This is a genomic window from Paractinoplanes lichenicola (genome assembly GCF_016785085.1).
GTDB lineage: Bacteria > Actinomycetota > Actinomycetes > Mycobacteriales > Micromonosporaceae > Actinoplanes > Actinoplanes lichenicola.
In genome coordinates, this window is the sequence record NZ_JAENHO010000004.1 from 576,363 (window position 1) to 589,659 (window position 13,297).

The 13,297-nt window shown below is 71.9% G+C and carries 16 protein-coding genes; 9 read left to right on the forward strand and 7 right to left on the reverse strand.

The window, feature by feature from the left end; translation table 11 throughout:
• Positions 1 to 20 precede the first annotated feature (20 nt).
• On the forward strand, positions 21 to 599 hold the full coding sequence (locus JKJ07_RS16175) for a dihydrofolate reductase family protein (RefSeq protein WP_202992343.1): 579 nt from the start codon (positions 21 to 23) through the stop codon (positions 597 to 599).
• Here the strand turns inward: JKJ07_RS16175 and JKJ07_RS16180 are convergent.
• From JKJ07_RS16180 to JKJ07_RS16190, 3 genes are read right to left on the reverse strand one after another with little or no spacing between them, the layout of a single operon-like run.
• A complete protein-coding gene (locus tag JKJ07_RS16180; RefSeq protein ID WP_202992344.1) occupies positions 593 to 1,318 on the reverse strand; it encodes a MerR family transcriptional regulator in 726 nt (241 codons plus the stop codon). The two genes, JKJ07_RS16175 and JKJ07_RS16180, sit on opposite strands and share 7 nt — an antisense overlap.
• Positions 1,315 to 2,517: an MFS transporter gene (locus JKJ07_RS16185; RefSeq protein ID WP_202992345.1), complete on the reverse strand. Its 1,203-nt coding sequence runs from the start codon at positions 2,515 to 2,517 to the stop codon at positions 1,315 to 1,317. The genes JKJ07_RS16180 and JKJ07_RS16185 overlap by 4 nt, the downstream gene beginning before the upstream one ends.
• A 34-nt stretch (positions 2,518 to 2,551) precedes the next feature.
• The gene (locus JKJ07_RS16190) at positions 2,552 to 3,574 is read right to left on the reverse strand and encodes an SMP-30/gluconolactonase/LRE family protein (RefSeq protein ID WP_202992346.1); all 1,023 of its coding nucleotides are present in this window, start codon (positions 3,572 to 3,574) and stop codon (positions 2,552 to 2,554) included.
• A 252-nt stretch (positions 3,575 to 3,826) separates the two neighbouring features.
• Here JKJ07_RS16190 and JKJ07_RS16195 point away from each other — a divergent pair, with 252 nt between their 5' ends.
• A complete protein-coding gene (locus tag JKJ07_RS16195; protein WP_202992347.1) occupies positions 3,827 to 4,030 on the forward strand; it encodes a cold-shock protein in 204 nt (67 codons plus the stop codon).
• 120 nt (positions 4,031 to 4,150) lie between these two features.
• Here JKJ07_RS16195 and JKJ07_RS16200 read toward each other — a convergent pair whose 3' ends face one another.
• Positions 4,151 to 5,104: a hypothetical protein gene (locus JKJ07_RS16200; RefSeq protein WP_202992348.1), complete on the reverse strand. Its 954-nt coding sequence runs from the start codon at positions 5,102 to 5,104 to the stop codon at positions 4,151 to 4,153.
• A gap of 142 nt (positions 5,105 to 5,246) precedes the next feature.
• Between JKJ07_RS16200 and ligD the strand changes: the two genes are divergently transcribed.
• A complete protein-coding gene (ligD, locus tag JKJ07_RS16205) occupies positions 5,247 to 6,440 on the forward strand; it encodes a non-homologous end-joining DNA ligase (RefSeq protein ID WP_307834284.1) in 1,194 nt (397 codons plus the stop codon).
• On the opposite strand, the gene JKJ07_RS16210 is transcribed toward ligD, so the two are convergent.
• A complete protein-coding gene (locus JKJ07_RS16210; protein ID WP_202992349.1) occupies positions 6,437 to 7,447 on the reverse strand; it encodes a zinc-dependent alcohol dehydrogenase family protein in 1,011 nt (336 codons plus the stop codon). The two genes, ligD and JKJ07_RS16210, sit on opposite strands and share 4 nt — an antisense overlap.
• 110 nt (positions 7,448 to 7,557) lie before the next feature.
• On the opposite strand from JKJ07_RS16210, the gene JKJ07_RS16215 reads away from it, so the two are divergent.
• A complete protein-coding gene (locus tag JKJ07_RS16215; protein WP_202992350.1) occupies positions 7,558 to 8,124 on the forward strand; it encodes a TetR/AcrR family transcriptional regulator in 567 nt (188 codons plus the stop codon).
• Between the two features lie 45 nt (positions 8,125 to 8,169).
• Here JKJ07_RS16215 and JKJ07_RS16220 read toward each other — a convergent pair whose 3' ends face one another.
• Positions 8,170 to 9,369, reverse strand: coding sequence for a multidrug effflux MFS transporter (locus JKJ07_RS16220; RefSeq protein WP_202992351.1), 1,200 nt, complete (start codon positions 9,367 to 9,369; stop codon positions 8,170 to 8,172).
• Positions 9,366 to 9,830 carry a cyclophilin-like fold protein gene (locus JKJ07_RS16225; RefSeq protein ID WP_202992352.1) on the reverse strand — a complete coding sequence of 155 codons (465 nt, stop codon included), beginning with the start codon at positions 9,828 to 9,830 and terminating at the stop codon, positions 9,366 to 9,368. The genes JKJ07_RS16220 and JKJ07_RS16225 overlap by 4 nt, the downstream gene beginning before the upstream one ends.
• 101 nt (positions 9,831 to 9,931) lie before the next feature.
• On the opposite strand from JKJ07_RS16225, the gene JKJ07_RS16230 reads away from it, so the two are divergent.
• The 5 genes from JKJ07_RS16230 to JKJ07_RS16250 all read left to right on the forward strand — a co-directional run bounded on the left by JKJ07_RS16230 (position 9,932) and on the right by JKJ07_RS16250 (position 13,295).
• On the forward strand, positions 9,932 to 10,795 hold the full coding sequence (locus JKJ07_RS16230; RefSeq protein ID WP_202992353.1) for a helix-turn-helix transcriptional regulator: 864 nt from the start codon (positions 9,932 to 9,934) through the stop codon (positions 10,793 to 10,795).
• A gap of 11 nt (positions 10,796 to 10,806) precedes the next feature.
• On the forward strand, positions 10,807 to 11,598 hold the full coding sequence (locus JKJ07_RS16235) for an endonuclease/exonuclease/phosphatase family protein (protein ID WP_202992354.1): 792 nt from the start codon (positions 10,807 to 10,809) through the stop codon (positions 11,596 to 11,598).
• Positions 11,599 to 12,153, forward strand: coding sequence for a hypothetical protein (locus JKJ07_RS16240; protein WP_202992355.1), 555 nt, complete (start codon positions 11,599 to 11,601; stop codon positions 12,151 to 12,153).
• A 69-nt stretch (positions 12,154 to 12,222) separates the two neighbouring features.
• The gene (locus JKJ07_RS16245) at positions 12,223 to 12,474 is read left to right on the forward strand and encodes a hypothetical protein (protein ID WP_202992356.1); all 252 of its coding nucleotides are present in this window, start codon (positions 12,223 to 12,225) and stop codon (positions 12,472 to 12,474) included.
• Positions 12,475 to 12,563: 89 nt separating this feature from the next.
• Entirely contained in the window at positions 12,564 to 13,295 is a 732-nt protein-coding gene (locus JKJ07_RS16250) for a hypothetical protein (RefSeq protein WP_202992357.1), read from the forward strand.
• The last annotated feature ends 2 nt before the right edge of the window (positions 13,296 to 13,297 follow it).

Here is a 13,297-nt window from a genome sequence, read left to right on the forward strand (position 1 = left end):
TAGAGCAGAGAGGCACTGACATGACCGCGACCTACACCTGGGACGTCTTCTCCACCCTCGACGGCTACGGCTCGTTCGACGAGGGCGCCGACTGGGGCGGTTACTGGAGCAAGCAGGGTCCCGAGCTCCTCGCCCACCGGGCCGCCCTGTTCGACACCGAGCAGCGCACGGTCTTCGGCGCGACCACCTTCCGCGAGATGGCCGAGATCATGTCGTCAGGCATCGACCCCAACGCGCTCGACGAGTGGAACCTGCGCACCATCCGCTCGCCGGCCACGGTCATCTCGTCGACCCTGACCGACACGCTGGGCTGGCCCGACGCGACGATCGTGAGCGGGGACGCCGTCGAGATCGTGAAGCGGCTCAAGGAGGAGTCGGACGTGCCGTTGCGCGGGCAGGCCAGCCTGTCGCTGAACTGGGCGCTGATGGCGGCCGGCCTGGTCGACCGCGTGCAGGTGACGATCTTCCCGGTTGTCTCGGGCCGCACCGGCACCAGCCCGATCTTCGGCGGCGCGGGCGATTTCGACCTCGAGCTGCTCGAGAGCCGCACCCTCGACGGCCACACCCTCGAGGTGGTCTACCGCCCGACCGCTCACTGAACCTGCAGGCGATTCAGCACCGCTCGCTGGGCGTCGTTGAAGACCGTTTCCCCGTACGCCGTGAGCAGTGCCTCGGTCAGCGAATCCACCGCGTGCAGACCGTCGAAGCGCAGGCGGCCCAGCACCTGCTGGAAGTCAACGACCAGCCGGTCGACGTCCTCGCGCGGCGTCTCCGGGCCCAGCGCGGCGAAGCGGGCGCTCAGCGCGGTGGTGGCCGCCAGCAGGCCGGGCTCGGCGACCTGGCCGAGCAGGCCGGTCAGCGCGGTGCGACCGGCGTCGTCGAGCCGGTGGTGCAGCAGCAGCATCATCTCGCGGTCGTGCCGCAGCATCTCGGCCGGCAGGTCGGGCGCGTCGGCCACGTTCGTGAGCAGGCCGGCCAGTTCCGGCGGGGTGTCGGGGCTGGCCCCGGCCGCGCGCAGCCGGGCGATCACCTGGCGGCGCGCGGCCAGGCGCTCGATCTGGGCGGCCAGCTCGCGGTCGAGGTCGTCGAGCACGGTGCCGGCCCGGCTGTCGCTTTCGAGCAGCGGCGGGATCTCGTCGAGGGGGATGCCGAGCTCGGCCAGCCGCCGGATCCGTAGCAGCAGCACCAGGTCGCCGACCGTGTATTCGCGATAGCCGTTCGACCGCCGCGCGGGCTCGGGCAGCAAGCCGACCTGGTGGTAGTGCCGCAGGGTGCGCACGCTGACCCCGGCCGTACGGGCGATCTCGCCGCTGTTCATCGAGGTGAGCCTACGAGCTGGGGCTCCAGGTCGCGCAGGGCTCGCGCGCCGATGGCGACCACGCCGGTCACGAGCCAGACCAAAGCGAGAACAACTGCCCCCGTACGGGCTCCGCCTCCCTCGACGAGCAGCGCGGCGCCGCCCATGCCCAGCGCCGGGGCCAGGGTCAGGATCGAGTTCTGCAGGCCCATCACCCGGCCCCGCAGCGCGTCCGGGATCCGCTCGACCATGAGCACGCCCAGCAGGCTGCCGAACAGCCCGTTGCCCAGCCCGACCAGGGCCGCCGCGCCCAGCACGAACCACGGGCCGGCCAGCGTCGCCATCGCGCCGAAGCCGGCGATCGTGATCAGCATGCCGGTCAGGAACCAGGTGCGCCGCGGCCCCCGGCCACCCGCCGCCGCGTACGTGCCGCCGCCGGCCAGCAGCCCCACGGCGAGCGCGCTGAGCACCAGGCCGAGCATCTCGGGCCGCTGCTGCAGGGTGAAATAGACCGGCAGCACCAGCGCCTGGAAGCCGGCCAGCACCACCACCAGCCCGGCGCTGAGCATCGTGGTGACCAGCAGGAACGGCGACCGGATCAGCGCGTGCCAGCCGTCGCGCAGCACCACCCGTTTCGACGGCGCCACCACCGCGCCGGCCGACCGGGGGATGAGCATGGTGACCGCCGCGGCCGCCGCCGACGTGGCCGCGGTGACCCAGAGCACGGTGACGCCGTCGAAGACCGCGATCAGGGCCGCCCCGGCCGCCGGCCCGGCCAGCATGACCACCGCGCCCAGCGCCTCCCGCAGCCCCAGCAGCCGTTCCGCGCTCATCCTCCCGGCCCGCGTGATGCCCGGGATCATCGCCTCGCGCGCGGTCAGCCCCGGCACGTCGCCGAACGAGCCGAGCACCGCGAACAGCACGAACCAGCCCAGGGCGAGCCCCACGGTCGCGTCGACCAGGGGCAGCGCGGCGACCGCGAGCGCCGAGACGACATCGGTCAGCACGGAGGCCGTACGGCGGTTGATCCGGTCGATGACCACGCCCATGACCAGCCCGGCGAGGGCCGCGGGCAGCGCCGACGCGACGGCCACGGCCCCGGTGGCCAGCACACTGCCGGTGGTCTGCAGCACGAGCAGCGGCAGCACCACCCCGGCGATGGAGTTGCCCAGCAGGGACAGGACGTAGGAGGCCAGGTAGGCCGACGACACGCGGTTCATGGCGACCATCGGAAACCATGACGTCGCGTCGGGGTCAAGCCAGCGCGACGCGGGCGATCGCCTTCTCGGTGAGGCTGCCGAGCCACAGCGTGCTGCCGTGCTGCCGCACCCCGGTCGCCATCACGTAGCGCCCGGCCGGCCCGTGGAACGCCCGCAGCACCGTGCCCTCGACGTCGACCTGCGCCACGATCGGGTGCGGCAACGGCTGCGGCTGCAGACGGGTGGGCAGCACGGCGGCGACCCGGCGCAGCATCGGATGCGGCAGCAGCCGCTCCGCGAGCGCGACCCGGGGGCTGGCCAAAGCGATCCAGTACGTGCCGTCGCCCACCGACGACATGTTGTCCGGATAGGCGGGCAGATCGTCCAGGACCCGTACGGTGCCGTCGTTGAGGGTGATCCGCACCAGCTGGTGGGCCACTGTCTCGCACAGCATCAGCGCGTCCTCCTGCGGGGTCAGCGCGATGCCGTTGGGGAAGCAGAAGCCCTCGGCGACCACGTCGACGCGGCCCGAGACCGGGTCGTAGGCCAGCACCCGCCCGTTGGGCCGATGCTCCAGCAGGTCGCGCCGCCAGTGCGAGACCGGGAAGCGGTTCGAGCTGTCGGTGAAATAGACCGTGCCGTCGCGGGCCACGGCGGCGTTGTTGCACAACAGGATCCGCTTGCCGCCGACCCGGTGCGCGAGGTCGGTGATCACGCCGTCGGGGGTCAGGCGCAGCAGCCCGCGATAGGCGTCGCAGACGATCAGGCTGCCGTCGCGCGGGTCCACCTCGATGCCGAGCGGGCGCCCGCCGGTGTCGGCGATCGGCTCGGCCCGGTGGTCGGTGTGCGCGTCGGCCGGCCACCGCCAGATGCGCCCGTCGTCGGCCCCGGCGTAGACGCGGCCGTCCAGCCCCACGACGACGTCTTCCGGCCCGTGCCCGTCCGGCAGCGGCAGAAGCTCTATGTCATCGAGCCGGGTGTCGCCGGGCGCCCACACCCCCTCCAGCGGCGGGGGAGTGGTCGCGGGCATCTTGACCGGCCGAATGAGCCACGGCGCGGGCGGGCGAGGAATCGGCATCCCTGATTCTCACCCCGGCACTCGTACGGGGCCGCATCTGGGCAGTGTTTTGCCCGGCTTGCCGTGGTGGGTTGGCGCAGTTGCAGTTTTGATTTCCTTTTGGACGTTTCTTTCGACGCCTGACGGGTTTTTGAGCCCGGGTCAGGCGTCTTTTTTGTTTCGTCGGTTCACGGGTCTGCCCGGGGTGATCACTACAGCGACGCGGAGGGCTCGCAAGGTGCGTCCCCTCCTGAGTCGAGAGGATTCCGTTCGATGGCAACTGGCACCGTGAAGTGGTTCAACGGCGACAAGGGCTTCGGCTTCATCACCCAGGATGACGGCGGCGCCGACGTGTTCGCCCATTTCTCGGCCATCGCGACGTCGGGCTACCGCAGCCTCGACGAGAACCAGCGGGTCGAGTTCGATGTCGAGCAGGGCGCCAAGGGCCTCCAGGCCGCGAACATCCGCCCGCTCTGACGCAGCACCCCGGCGGTCGCTACACCGCCGGGCGTGGTGACGGCCGGTCACCCCTGGTCGCAGATCCGCCCATCAGCGTGATCTCCCGGGGTGACCGGCCGTCTCCTGTTACGGCGTCGCTCAGTTGCCGAGCTTCTCCAGCTCGCTCAGATCCGCGCCGCCGCCGAAGTACGGCATCGTCGACAGGTCGAGCTTGGTGGCGCCGGTCGGGGCCTCGATCGCCTGGGGCTCGCTGACCTCGAGGCGGGCGGCCACCCGGCCGGTCGCGCCGTCGACGAACTGCAGCACGTCGAGCTCGGCCGCGGTCAGCTTGCCGTTGTCGATCCACAGGTCGAGCACGATCGGCTTGTCGGCCGGCGCCTTCTTGAACTGCGCGGCCAGCGAGGGCTCGACGGCCGTGGCGAACCGCTTGGCCTCCGCGTACGCCTTGGTGGTGGACGACGTGACGATCAGGTGCTTGTCGTCGGCGCCGTCCCGCTTGACGTCCGCCCCCTCGAGCAGGTTGGTCGCGCTGGTGGTGAACTCGGCCAGCGCCTTTTGCTGGTCGGGGCCGGTCGTCGGGGTGGGTGCGTCCTTGGACAGGGCCGTGAGGTCGATCGAGACCCACTGGCCGGCGAAGAACGCGTCGAACTCCGACGTGCCCCCGCTCAGCTCCTTGACCTCGGCCGGTGTGGCGCCGAACTTGGCCGCGAGCTCGCTCACGGGCGCCTTGGCGTAGACCACGCCGCCGACGAACCGGACTTCCGTGCCGGTGACGCCGTCGACGGTGGCGGCCAGGCTCGACTTGTCGTCGTCGGTGCCCGGGCCGCCCTTGTCGTAGGCGAGCGAGACCGACGAGTTGAACAGCTGCTTGACCGTGGCGGCGTCGGCGTCCTTGCCGGCCGCGGCGACCAGGGCGGCCGGGTCGCCGGTCACCTTGAGGGTGAACCCGGCCTGCTGGGCGTCGGCGAGCTGCTGCGCGGCGTTGCGCAGCTCCAGCTTCGGCTCGAGGGCCTGGAACTGCTGAGCGGCACAACCGCCGGCCAGCGCGACGGCGGTGACACCGGCGAGACCGCCGGCGAGAAGAGAACGCATGAATCCCCGTTTCCGTGAAAGGCCGCTTCAGCGTACGGAGGCCGTTCAACCGAAATTCGGCCGTGCGCGCCTGACCTGCGGAAACTACATCGGTGTAGTTAGGTGATCTTTCCGCGTACCGGTTGCTGGAAGGTCATGCGTCGTGATCACTGGAGGGGTGATCTCCGCGCCGATGCTTGCGGCCGCCGGCCCCCTGCCGGCCGGTCCCGGGTGGGCGTTCGAGTTCAAGTTCGACGGCGTCCGCGCGATCACCGGCGTGAGCGGCGGCCGGGTCGAGGCCCGCTCGCGCAACCTCAACGACATCACCGGCAGCTATCCCGAGCTGGGGGAGCTGCCCGCCCTGCTCGACGGGCGCGACGCCGTGCTCGACGGCGAGATCGTCGCGCTCGAGGGCGACCGCCCGTCGTTCGCCCTGCTCCAGCAGCGCATGCACGTCTCCACGCCCAGCCCGGCCCTGGTCGCCGGGGTGCCGGTCTTCTACTACGTCTTCGACCTGCTCGCCCTCGACGGCCAAGATCTCACCGCCCAGCCGTACGCCACCCGGCGCGACCTGCTTTCCGGCCTCGGGCTGGTCGGCGAGCACATCCGGGTGCCGGCCCGGTTCGCCAACGCCGACGGGCCCACCGTGCTGCGCGCGGCTGAGCTGGCCGGGCTCGAGGGCGTGGTCGCCAAGCGGCTCGACGCCCCGTACCGGCCCGGCAAGCGCTCCGCCGACTGGACCAAGATCCCGCTCGTCAAGACGCAGGAGGTGCTGGTCGTCGGCTGGAAGCCCGGCTCCGGCCGCCGCTCCGGCACGATCGGCTCCCTGCTGCTGGCCGTGCACGACGAACGCGACCGGCTGGCCTTCGCGGGCCACGTCGGCACCGGCTTCACCGACAGCGCCCTGCGTCACCTGCAGACCGAGCTGGCCGCCCTGACCCGCACGACGCCGCCGATCGAGGGGGTGCCGCGCGAGTTCGCCCGCCACGCCCACTGGGTCGAGCCGGCCCTGATCGGCGAGGTCGCGTTCCGCAACTGGACCCCCGACCACCGCCTGCGCCACCCGTCGTGGCGCGGCCTGCGTACGGACCGCTCGCCGGCCTCGATCCGCCGCGCCCCCGAACCCGTGCCGCCACCCAGCCAGGGCAAGGTCATCGGGGCCATGCAGACCCCCGACGGCCGCTGGCGCGTCGAGGCCGTCCGCCGCGGCCGCCAGGACTTCTTCCGCCTGATCCACGGCGACAACATCATCGACGGCCTGGTCATCGCCACCGTCGAACGCCTGCTGGCCGAGGCCGGCGTCCACCTGGGCGACCTGGTCGACGTCCGCCTGGGAAGCACCCCCGGCGCCGCCTAGGCGGTCTCAATCACGATCTTGCCGAACACGTCGCGGCCGGCCTGAGCTGCATAGGCGGCGCGAGCATCCGTGAACGCGTAGGTGTGCTGAACCACCGGCTTGATGCCGTGGGCATCGATGAAGGCTCCCAGCCGGTTGAGCGCAGCGGAACCCCCGACCGCCGTGCCGCGGATCGAAGCACCCTTGGCCATCAGGACCGGCAGGGCGGGAGGCTCGTCACCGCCGGAGAACAGGCCCATGACGGCGATCTCGCCGCCGGGGTTGACCGCGAAGACGGACTGAGCCAGGGCTCCGCCGCCCGCGGCATTGACTACCTTGTCCGCGCCGCCGGCGGCGGCCACACTCTGCCCCCAGGCCGGGTCGGTGCGGTAGTTGAAAACCTGGGCGGCGCCGAGCTCGGTGAGCCGATCGACCTTCTCCTCCCGGCTGGTAGTGGCGAGAACCTTGGCTCCCATCGCCCGGGCGAGCTGCACGGCGAAGATCGCCACGCCGCCCGTGCCCAGGGTGAGAACGGTCTGGTCCGCCGTGACGGGGTGCTCCTCGAAGAGCGCTGTCCACGCGGTCAGACCGGCGCAGGTCAGCGTCGCGGCCTGAGCGAAGTCGAGCGAGGCCGGCATGGCCGCGACCCGATCGGCATCGAGCACGATGTATTCGGCCAACACCCCGTCCTCACCGGGCGCACCCAGACCGAATCCCATTCCGCCCGTCGGAGGCCCGTCGACCCAGCCGTCGAAGTAGACGGAGATGACCCGGTCGCCGAGTTTCCACCCGTACACGTCGGGGCCCACCGCGTCGATGACCCCGGAGGCGTCCGAGAGCGGGATCGTCGGCGTGGCGATCGTCTGCCCGTACTCGCCGTTGATGATGATCTGATCGCGGTAGTTCACCGACGCCGCACGCACCGCGACGCGAACCTGCCCGGGGCCCGGTTCTGGAACATCGGCGTCGTCGATCAGGCTCAGTGCGTCCAGCCCGAGTACGCCCGGCTGAAGTACCCACTTGCGCATTTCTCTTGTCCCTTCCCCGGCCCCGCACCATGCAAGTAACCGGTTAGTTGCATGGTGCACCACGGTAGCCGTGAGTGCAACTAACTAGTTACTTGCGCTACACTCGGGCCGTGCTCAAGGACTCCGCGCAGACCAAGGAACGCATCCTGGCCGCGGCCGTCGAAGAGTTCTCCGCCTTCGGGCTGGCCGGATCGCGCATCGATCGCATCGCCGACGCCGCCCGGTCGAACAAAGCGATGATCTATCGGTACTTCGGCAACAAGGAGCAACTGTTCGACGCCGTCTTCGACGCCATGGTGGTCGCCACCGTCGACGCGGTGCCGCTCGACGTCGCCGACCTGCCCGGCTACGCCGCCGCACTCCACGAACAACACCGGCGTGAACCACGTACGTTGCGCATCGCCACCTGGGACCGGCTCGAACGCGACGGCGCCGGCACCAGACTGCCGACGGTGCGCGAGGCCACCGACGACAAAATCGCGCAGATCCGGGCCGCCCAGGCACGCGGGCAGCTCACCGCCGCATACTCGGCCGAAGCGATCCTGAAACTGGTGATCGCCCTGTCTCAGCCCGCCCTCGGGCCCAGCTCCGAGGAACCCGACGGGTCCGGGTGGGTCGCCACCGCGGTGCGAGCCGCACTCGGCGAACCGGCAGGCTCGCCTTTGCCCACGGGGTGAGCCCCGATTGCCACACGCAGGTCACCTGCAAGGTGGCGGCCACCGTCATGCCTCCGGCCGGGCCAGCACCAGCAGCCCGATCATCGACAGTGCCGCCCCCGCCGTCATGAGCAGCGCCATCGGCACGGCCGTGTACTCCCCGCCCAGCCCGGCGATCGGGGCGATGATCCCGGCGGCGACCCATTGGACGAAACCGAGGAGCGCGGAGCCGGTGCCCGGGTGCTCGGGCACCTCGGCCGAGGCCAGCGCACCGGCGTTGGCGAGGATCAAGCCCTGGGCGCTCATCAGCACGAGGAAGCACAGCAGGGCCAGCCACAGCGGGGTGCCGAACCACACCGCCCCGGCGAGCATCGCCACGCCCGCGGCCAGCGCGGCCACCTGCCCGGTCAGGATGACCGCGCGGGTCGGCACCCGGCCGGCCAGGCGCGCGGCGACCAGGGCGGCCACGGTCATGCCGGCCGCGTTGGCGGCGAAGTCGGCCGAATACGCCCCGGGCGACAGCCCGTTCATCGACTGCAGAACGAACGCGGACGTGGCGACGTAGGCGAACAGCGCACCCATGGCGGACCCGGTGACCAGCAGGTAGCCGACGTAGCGGCGGTTGCCGAGGAGCTGCCGCCCGGCGTACGCGAAAGCCCGCAGACCCCCGTCGTGGCGGCGCCCCGGCGGGAGCGACTCGGGCACGGCCACCAGCACGGCCACGGCCATGACCACGCCCAGCGCGGCGACGGCCCAGAAGGACATCCGCCAGCCCGACACCTGCAGGATCGCCGCCCCCAGCAGCGGGCCGACGATCGGGGCGACCCCACCGACCCCGGCGACCAGGTTGAGCACGCGGACGAGCTTGGCCCCGGTGGCGAGGTCGACGATCACCGCACGGCCGATCACCATCGCCCAGCCGCCGCTGAACCCCTGCACGAACCGGGCGGCCATCATCAGCCCGATGGACGGGGTGAGCGCGCACACGACCGAGGCCACGCTCATCAGCCCGATCGCGAGGAGCAGCGGCCGGCGCCGGCCACGCTGGTCCGAGACCGGCCCGCCGATCAGCTGACCCAGCGCCATCCCGACGAAAAAGGTGGTCAGGGTCAGCTGCACCTGCGTCGCCGTGGCCGACAGATCCCCGGCGACCCGGGGAAAGGCCGGCACATACATGTCCGTCGCCAGGGGCGCGATCGCGGTCAGGAAAATGACCGTCGCGACCAGGGCAGTGCTGAGCGTGGCCCGGGCGGCTGCGGTCGTCACGCTTCGGCCCGCTCGATGCGAACCGTGAAGCGCCGGCCCGCCTCGGCGAGGTTGTCCAGGCCGTCCTCCACGACCCCGAGGCGAACCAGGCCGGAGCCGGGCACGCGCTGCCCGAGGTCGGCGTAGTAGACGGCGATGACGTCGGCGCCGGGCACGAAGTAGATCTCCGCCGGGGCGGGGTCGTGGACCGGCTCGGCTCGGTCGACGGCGAGATCACGGGGCAGCCGGCCCGACTTGGCCTGCGCCCAGGCGTCCCTCATCGGCACGGACACCGGCAGCATCGCGAGCAGATCCCGGGCCGCCGGTGTGTCGGCCAAGGTGGCGGTGGCGACCCGGTCGCCGGTGCGCAGGACGATTGCTGTTCCCGCCCCGGTGGGCGACGGGCTGGAGCCGGGCCGGGACGAGCACGCGCCTGCGGCGAGCAGCAGCACGAGAACCAGAGCCCGGGGGATGAGGGTCATGGGTTCAGCTCATCGGCGCCGCCCGCCCGGTGGGAGTCTCTGATGAGGGGTGTACTGCTGGTACGTCGCTGGCGGGAGGGCTTCGCCGTACCGTCGAGGGCATGGACAACCGGGCCGAGGTGCGTGACTTCCTCATCTCGCGGCGCGCGAAGATCGGCCCGGAGCAGGCCGGTCTGCCGGTCGTGGGGCAGCGCCGCGTGCCCGGCCTGCGCCGCAGCGAGGTGGCCGGGCTGGCCGGGGTGAGCGTCGAGTACTACGCGAAAGTCGAGCGCGGCACCCTTTCCGGGGTCTCGGCCGGGGTGCTCGACGCGATCGCCCGCGCCCTGCGGCTCGACGACGCCGAACGGGCCCACCTGCTGCGTCTCGCGCACGAGGCCAACGGCAGCAACGCCCTGCTGCGGCCCCGCCGCCCGCGGCAATGGCAGCTCCGGCCCGGTCTGCAGTGGTCGCTCGACGCCATCACCGCCGCGCCCGCCATCGTCGGCAACAACCGCTCGGACCTGCTGGCGGCCAACGCGCTCGGCCGCGCCATGTACAGCGACGTCTACGCCGACCGGTCAGGCCCGCCGAACTTCGCCCGCTTCACGTTCCTCGACAGCGCCGCCCGCCGCTTCTACCCCGATTGGGACCTGGCCGCCGCCATGACCGTGGCCAACCTGCGCACCGCGGCCGGCAAGGATCCGCACGACAAGGGGCTGCACGATCTCGTCGGCGAGCTGTCCACCCGCAGCGACGACTTCCGCCGCCTGTGGGGCGCCCACGACGTCCGCACTCACGGCACCGGCGTCAAACGCTTCCACCATCGGGTCGTCGGCGGCCTGGAGCTCGCGTACGAGAGCCTCGACCTGCGGGCCGAACCCGGGCTCACCATGACCGTCTATGCGGCCGAGCCGGAATCGCCCAGTGCGGAGTCGTTGCGCCTGCTCGCCTCGTGGGTGGCCGATCAGGTGGCGCCGATCCCGTAGGGTGGCTCGCCGTGCGGATCGTGAGCGTGAACGCGTGGGGCGGGGCCAAGCACGACGACCTGATCGCGTGGTTGCCCGAGGTGGGGGCCGACGTGTTGTGCCTGCAGGAGGTGACCCGCACGCCCGGCCGTACGGGGTGGACGCACTTCGAGGACGCCGAGCGGGCGCTGCCGCAGCGGGCCGACCTGTTCGATGACGTCCGCCGGGCACTGCCGCGGGCCCAGGCGATCTTCCTGGCCAGCGACTCCGGGCCGGTCACGGTCGAGGGCGAGCGGCACCGTCAGGACTTCGGCGTGGCGACCCTGGTGGCCGAGCACCTGCCCGTCGTCGGCGTCGATTCCTCGTACGTGCACGGGGTTTATCAGGATCACGACGAGTGGACCTCGACGCACCGCCCCCGCAACGCGCTGGCCGTGCGCACCGTCGACCGCGACACCGGCCGCGCGGTCTGCATCGTCCAGGCGCATGGTCTGCGCGATGCTCAGGGCAAGGGCGATTCCCCCGTACGGGCGGAGCAGGCTCGCAAGCTGGCCGAGCTGACCCGCCGCATCAGCCGCCCCGGCGACCTCACGATTCTGTGCGGCGACCTCAACCTGCTGCCCGGCAGCGAGACGTTCGCCATCCTGGCCGAGGCGGGCCTGACCGACCTGGTGGGCGCGGCCGACACCCGCACGTCGAGCTACCCCAAGCCCGTACGGCATGCGAGTTATCTGTTGATCTCCGACCCCGCGGCGGTCAAGCACTTCGAGATCCAGGCCGCCCCCGAGGTCTCCGACCACCGCCCGCTCATCCTGGACATCTGAGTGCGTTCCCCCGTACGCCTGTCCGCCGCGCTCGCCCTCCCGCTGGCGGCCGCCGGCTGCTACGTCACCGAGGCCGACCCCGCTCCCGTGCTGAGCAGCCTGGCTCCGTCGTGCGCCGTCACCGGCCTCGACGCCGGGGAGCCGGTGATCCACGAGCCCCGCCTGACCGGCTACCACGAGGTCGTCGTGCGCGCCGGCCGGGTCGAGAGCTCGGTCCTGCAGCACAGCGACCCCGAGCGGCCCCGGATCACCTGGACCGCCCTCAAGACGGCAACCGTCGACGACGTGCTCCGCGCGGCCGCCCAGCCCGACGCCGGCCGCAGCCCCGGCCGCGACGAGCTGGCCGCCGCCGTCGCCGGGCTGGGCGCCGAGGACGGCACCTTCATCGGCTACGCCGCCGTTCGCCCGATCGAGCTCCGGTTCACCGGCACGTGCGCCGACGGCGGCGTGATCAGCGGCTACCTGTACTCCTGGACCGGCTCCGAGGTCGGCGTCGTGAAATGCGGGACCCCCGCCACGGCAACGGCCCGGCTGGCGCAGTCCGAACGCTGCTGACCAGGCCCGTTCCGGACGTCGCACAGGCCGCCCGCTGCCGCCCCGGGCCGGTCCGCTTACCCTGGTCCGGTGACTGATCTTGACGAGACCCCCGTGCAGCCCGAGCTCATCGCCACGCACTACCTGACCAGCATCGACGACGTGACCGAACACCTGCGGGCCGCGAACCAGCTCGGCCTCGGCGTACGGCTGCGCAGTTATCTCGAGGCCGGCGAGGAGGGCGACGAGCCGACCGCGGGCTGGGAGCTCGAACTGCTCGTCTCGTCCCCGCTCGAGGAGCCCGAGGCGACCGAGCCGGCGGAGTTCGCCCCCGCCGAGTAATGCCTGCGCCGGGCTGGGCGGTTGCTTTCCGCTCGGCCCGGCCGTCCTGCAGGGCTGCGGCGGCGGCATGCGTGTTCTTCAATGTGTGCATGTTCCTGGCCGTCCTGAGCAGTGTCATGATCGCCGTCCTGGTGGCGGCCTTCGTCATCATCGGGCTGGGCATGTCGCGCTACAGCGCCCCCAAGCGCGCGGCTGAGGAGCAGCGCCGCCAGGACAAAGTGCTGCGCGCTCGGGTGGATGCCGTTCTCGCGGCGGCGACGGGCCCGGACCGGCCGGTCGTCGCGGGCGACCTCGGCCTGCAGAACCCGGACGGGGATTCGGCCCTGCACCTGGCCTATCACGCGGGCCGCGACGACGCCGTGGCCCGACTGGTGGCCCTGGGAGCCGACGAGACGCTGCGCAACCACGACGGGCTCACCCCGGCCGAAATGGTGGAGGTGGCCGCCATCGAGCGGCTGCTGGAGCGGACGGTGGCCTGCATGACCCGCTGCCGGTGGCGCGACGCCGAGACGGGGCGGACGCTTTACGAGTCGCTGCTCGAGCTGCCGCTTCGCCTCTACAACCCGGCCCTCGTACGGGTGGCTCTGCGGAACCCGGAGAGCATGAGCCTCGCGTGCCTGGGCCTGAAGGTGGGCAAGCCGGGGTCGGAGGAGCGGCTGGTGCCCCTGCTGGACGGGCTCGGCAGCAAGGCCATGGCCACGAAATATCTCAATTCGGGCTCCCAGGTGCTGGCCGACGCGGCGTTCCGGTGGGCCCGGGCCAACGGCTATGTCATCCAGCACACGGGCGGCGGCACCGGTGTGCGGTGGGGGCGGTTCTGAGC

Bases quoted from the DNA above. Each gene is read 5' to 3' on its own strand.
- JKJ07_RS16175 (WP_202992343.1), top strand. From the start codon at position 21: ATGACCGCGACCTACACCTGGGACGTCTTCTCCACCCTCGACGGCTAC.
- JKJ07_RS16180 (WP_202992344.1), bottom strand. From the start codon at position 1,318: ATGAACAGCGGCGAGATCGCCCGTACGGCCGGGGTCAGCGTGCGCACC.
- JKJ07_RS16185 (WP_202992345.1), bottom strand. From the start codon at position 2,517: ATGAACCGCGTGTCGTCGGCCTACCTGGCCTCCTACGTCCTGTCCCTG.
- JKJ07_RS16190 (WP_202992346.1), bottom strand. From the start codon at position 3,574: ATGCCGATTCCTCGCCCGCCCGCGCCGTGGCTCATTCGGCCGGTCAAG.
- JKJ07_RS16195 (WP_202992347.1), top strand. From the start codon at position 3,827: ATGGCAACTGGCACCGTGAAGTGGTTCAACGGCGACAAGGGCTTCGGC.
- JKJ07_RS16200 (WP_202992348.1), bottom strand. From the start codon at position 5,104: ATGCGTTCTCTTCTCGCCGGCGGTCTCGCCGGTGTCACCGCCGTCGCG.
- JKJ07_RS16210 (WP_202992349.1), bottom strand. From the start codon at position 7,447: ATGCGCAAGTGGGTACTTCAGCCGGGCGTACTCGGGCTGGACGCACTG.
- JKJ07_RS16225 (WP_202992352.1), bottom strand. From the start codon at position 9,830: ATGACCCTCATCCCCCGGGCTCTGGTTCTCGTGCTGCTGCTCGCCGCA.
- JKJ07_RS16230 (WP_202992353.1), top strand. From the start codon at position 9,932: ATGGACAACCGGGCCGAGGTGCGTGACTTCCTCATCTCGCGGCGCGCG.
- JKJ07_RS16250 (WP_202992357.1), top strand. From the start codon at position 12,564: ATGTTCCTGGCCGTCCTGAGCAGTGTCATGATCGCCGTCCTGGTGGCG.